This is a genomic window from Polynucleobacter sp. 39-46-10, assembly GCF_002282275.1.
In genome coordinates this window covers 1-4,127 of the sequence record NZ_NCJB01000213.1, presented here as the reverse complement: position 1 = coordinate 4,127, position 4,127 = coordinate 1, and the positions used below count along the sequence as shown (strand labels likewise).

5 protein-coding genes are annotated in these 4,127 nt (G+C 45.2%); 3 read left to right on the top strand and 2 right to left on the bottom strand.

The annotated features are described in order from the left end of the window. The first annotated feature begins 91 nt into the window (after positions 1 to 91). Genes argJ through B7X71_RS12855 form a run of 3 tightly spaced genes read left to right on the top strand, consistent with a single transcriptional unit; the run spans position 92 to position 2,623 of the window. On the top strand, positions 92 to 1,327 hold the full coding sequence (gene argJ, locus B7X71_RS12865; RefSeq protein WP_293600940.1) for a bifunctional glutamate N-acetyltransferase/amino-acid acetyltransferase ArgJ: 1,236 nt from the start codon (positions 92 to 94) through the stop codon (positions 1,325 to 1,327). A gap of 11 nt (positions 1,328 to 1,338) precedes the next feature. Further along, complete coding sequence (locus B7X71_RS12860) at positions 1,339 to 2,199, top strand: ATP-binding protein (RefSeq protein ID WP_293600939.1); 861 nt, start codon at positions 1,339 to 1,341, stop codon at positions 2,197 to 2,199. Positions 2,200 to 2,206: 7 nt separating this feature from the next. Next, complete coding sequence (locus B7X71_RS12855) at positions 2,207 to 2,623, top strand: NUDIX domain-containing protein (protein WP_293600938.1); 417 nt, start codon at positions 2,207 to 2,209, stop codon at positions 2,621 to 2,623. On the opposite strand, the gene zapD is transcribed toward B7X71_RS12855, so the two are convergent. Then, positions 2,620 to 3,372: a cell division protein ZapD gene (gene zapD, locus B7X71_RS12850; protein ID WP_293600937.1), complete on the bottom strand. Its 753-nt coding sequence runs from the start codon at positions 3,370 to 3,372 to the stop codon at positions 2,620 to 2,622. The two genes, B7X71_RS12855 and zapD, sit on opposite strands and share 4 nt — an antisense overlap. 36 nt (positions 3,373 to 3,408) lie before the next feature. Continuing rightward, entirely contained in the window at positions 3,409 to 4,008 is a 600-nt protein-coding gene (gene coaE, locus B7X71_RS12845; RefSeq protein ID WP_293600941.1) for a dephospho-CoA kinase, read from the bottom strand. Positions 4,009 to 4,127: the final 119 nt, after the last annotated feature.

Here is a 4,127-nt window from a genome sequence, read left to right as displayed (position 1 = left end):
AATTCAGGCCATCTTAGATCGCTTTGATCTTTATACTCGGAGAGGCGGCGGATAGCCCTTTCCTATTAATCCCCTTGTTTTAGAAGCATATATGACTGTCAACTTACCACTCCCTCAAAAAGACCAACTAAAGCCTGTGAAGGGTTTTCAGATGGGTATCGCTGAAGCTGGAATCAAAAAAGCTAATCGCAAAGACTTATTGGTGATGACCTTAGCACCTGGCTCCCAAGTTGCTGGTGTTTTTACTTTAAATCGATTTTGTGCTGCACCAGTTCAAGTTTGCAAAGAGCATTTAGCCTTGGATAGTGCAAAGGGTGGGATTCGCGCTTTGGTGGTGAATACGGGTAATGCGAATGCGGGAACTGGTGAGCGGGGCATGAAGGATGCCCTATCCACTTGTGCTGAATTAGCAAAAGAACTTAAGCTCAATCCAGAACAAATTTTGCCGTTTTCAACTGGTGTGATTCTGGAGCCACTGCCGATCGACAGATTAATTGCTGGATTGCCTAAAGCAGTTGCTAACCTTGGCGAAGACCATTGGCTTGATGCTGCTGAAGCCATCATGACTACAGATACTCAGCCCAAAGCTGCATCCATGACAGTGGATACCCCATCTGGACTTGTGACCATTACCGGTATTTGCAAAGGTGCCGGCATGATTCATCCTAATATGGCAACGATGTTGGGGTTTATTGCAACTGATGCTGGTTTTGCTCCAGGCCTGCTTAATCAACTGACGCGTGAGATTGCTGATCTTTCTTTTAACGCGATCACGATTGATGGCGATACCTCAACCAATGATTCATTCATCATTATGGCAACTGGCCAGTCCTCTGTGCAGATCCAATCTGCTGCTGAACCTAGTTATGCCTTAGTTCGGGCCGCATTAATCGATCTCGCCCGTAAGCTTGCTCAAATGATTGTGAGGGATGGTGAAGGAGCAACTAAATTTATTACGATTGATGTGCAGGGTGGTAAGACGGAGGAGGAGTGCCGCTTAGTAGCAGAGGCGGTAGCCCATTCACCATTAGTAAAGACGGCTTTCTTTGCTAGCGACCCCAATCTAGGTCGCATTCTTGCGGCGATTGGTTACGCTGGAATCACTGACCTCGACGTGAACCAAGTGCAAATGTGGCTTGGGGATGTTTGGGTTGCTAAGAATGGTGGCCGACATCCTGATTACCAAGAAGCTGATGGTCAGAGAGTGATGCAGGCTGAAGAAATTACCGTCAAGATTGACTTGGGTCGTGGATCGGCACAGCAGACGATGTGGACTTGTGATTTGTCACATGACTACGTTTCCATTAATGCTGATTACCGCTCATAGGAATTCGTGAAATGAATGAAAAATTAGAGCAACTCCTCAACCACCTTGAAACATTTTTACCAAAGCAGTTAACGGAAGAGCAGTGGAAATCATCAACCGCTTTTAGGTGGCGTCGTCGCGATAGCATCTTCGGAAGCATTGGTTTTTTGCAGCCAGTCAAACATGTTTCGGACATCACCTTTGAAGATCTAAAAAATATCGATCGTCAACGTGATGCAATTCGTGACAACACCAAAAACTTTATTCAGGGCAAGCCTGCTAATAATATTTTATTAACGGGTGCACGTGGCACAGGAAAGTCCTCACTCATTAAAGCAAGCTTGCATGAGTTTGCTAGCCAGGGCTTACGTTTGGTCGAAGTTGAAAAAGAGCATTTGGCAGACTTGGCTGACATTACAGATTTATTGGCTGAGCGTCCAGAGCGCTTTATTATTTTTTGTGATGACCTCTCATTTGAAGATGGGGAATCAGGCTATAAGGCTATGAAGTCTGCTTTGGATGGCTCTGTATCAGCACAAGTCGACAATATTTTGATTTATGCCACCTCTAACCGACGCCACCTCTTGCCTGAATATATGAAGGATAACGAGGGTTATGTTCACGGTGATGATGGAGAAATTCATCCGGGTGAAGTGGTTGAGGAAAAAATTTCTCTCTCGGAGCGTTTTGGTTTATGGCTTTCTTTTTATCCACCAAAGCAAGATGAGTATCTAGAAATTGTTGCCCATTGGTTACGCCATTTTGGTTTAAGTGACGCGCAGATTGAGGGTGCTAGAGCTGAAGCATTGGTTTGGGCATTAGAGCGAGGTTCGCGTTCTGGTCGTGTTGCTTGGCAGTTTGCTAAGCATTGGGCTGGCTCGCACGCGGCTTAATCATTCCATGAGTGACTCTAACCGCCCTGTCACGGAAGTTGCTGCTGGGATTCTATTGGATCCAGAGGGACGCTATCTTTTGGGTCAGCGTCCAGAAGGCAAGCCTTATGCTGGCTACTGGGAGGTTCCCGGTGGAAAAATTGAATCCGGTGAATCTGTATTCGCAGCACTCAAGCGTGAATTACAAGAAGAGCTCGGGATTGATATTGAGTCTAGTGAAGAGCTGGTTGTCTTGGAACATGACTATCCACATGCTTATGTTCGTTTGCATGTCAGCATTATTCGAAAATGGAGTGGAACGCCTAGGGGGTGTGAGGGTCAAGCACTCTCTTGGCAATTGGTTGGCAATGCGCTACCGACGGTAGAGCCTTTATTGCCAGCTGCCTGGCCCATGCTGGAAAAGTTAAAGCTACTAAAGACTTAGAGCTGGCAGAGGGTCAGCCTAAAAGACACATCCTCATTCAGGATCTGCGGTTTTTTATCTTGATCAATTTTCAGAAAGCGAATCGATAAAAGATATTTATTGGCACTGATTTCTGAAAAGAGGCTGTCATCTTCTACAGCGATACGCATCAATTGATAAACCTTACCAGAAGGTGCTTGTTGATATGCGCCTTGATGTGCAACAACATCTTTTGCTTCTCCAGATTGACGGAGCAATCTTAAGAAAATTTGGCAAGCTTCATGCCATGGCAAAAGTGGGTCAATAAATTTTTCTAATAACTCTCTGCGCTGAGTCGAGGGGGTATTTTTCCAAGCATGGTAACTCGGCAAATCAATCGGACTTGTTCCACCTGGAATATTTAATCGGGTACGAATAGCATTTAACCATTCACTCTCAGTAATTGCAGAATTAGGCTTACCCATCGATTGATTGATATTCAGTGCAGCTTTATCAATCTCTGAAAGCGTTTGCGTTAAGGCTTCTTGATCTACCTTTTGCGAAGACTTTAGACCATTTAGGGCATATTTTTGACGCTCAAATTCTTTTAGCAATAAGGATTTGATATCACCTCGTGAACCAATATCGCCCAAGTCAAACAACATCGCAATTGCATTGTGATGCAGTTCTGGATCATCTGAACGGAGGAAGTGATTGAAGCGGGCGAACAAATACTCCAGCCGAAGCATGCTTCGAACTAATTCATTGAAAGGGTATTCGTAGACAATCACAAGCCTATATTCTATGACGAACTTAGAGGCTTCTTCTTAAATTTTGAGTAATTCTTGGTGCAGCTTCAGAACCTCTGATTTGAGCTCATCTAGACTGCCTTGATTTTCAATAACGGCGTTAGCTGCTGCTAGACGGACTTTGCGACTCGTTTGCGCTTTGAGAATATTCTCCACGTCTAAGCGGGTCATATTGCTGCGGTGCATCACTCTTTGAATTTGGGTCTCTTCTGGACAATCAACTACGATGAGGTAGTCAATCAGATTTACCCAAGACCCTGACTCAATGAGCAGTGGGACTACAAAAACAAGATAGGGGGCTCCAGATTTGGCCAACTCAAATGCTTGTTTGGCGGTTTCTTGCTGAATTAAGGGGTGGGTTATTTTCTCCAAAGCTTGACGGGCATTTGAATCTGCAAAGACTAGGGCCCGCATTTTGGGTCGATCCAGGGCTCCCTGGGGGTCTATGAAGTCAGCCCCAAATTCTTTGGTAATCAATGGAATCGCTTTTCCGCCGGGTGCAGTAATTTGATGGGAAATCAAGTCTGTATCAATCACCCCGGCCCCAAGCTTACCTAGCAAATCGCTCACCGCCGTCTTGCCAGAACCAATGCCGCCGGTTAAGCCAATGAAAGGGATTTCCCCCTTCAAGACTTTTAAATCAGCTTGGGCAGAATGAAAGTTGGAATGAGTTGAGGCCATAACAGCTCAATGATGCCAGCAATAACTAAAAAAGGGCCAAAAGGAAAGGCTTGCTG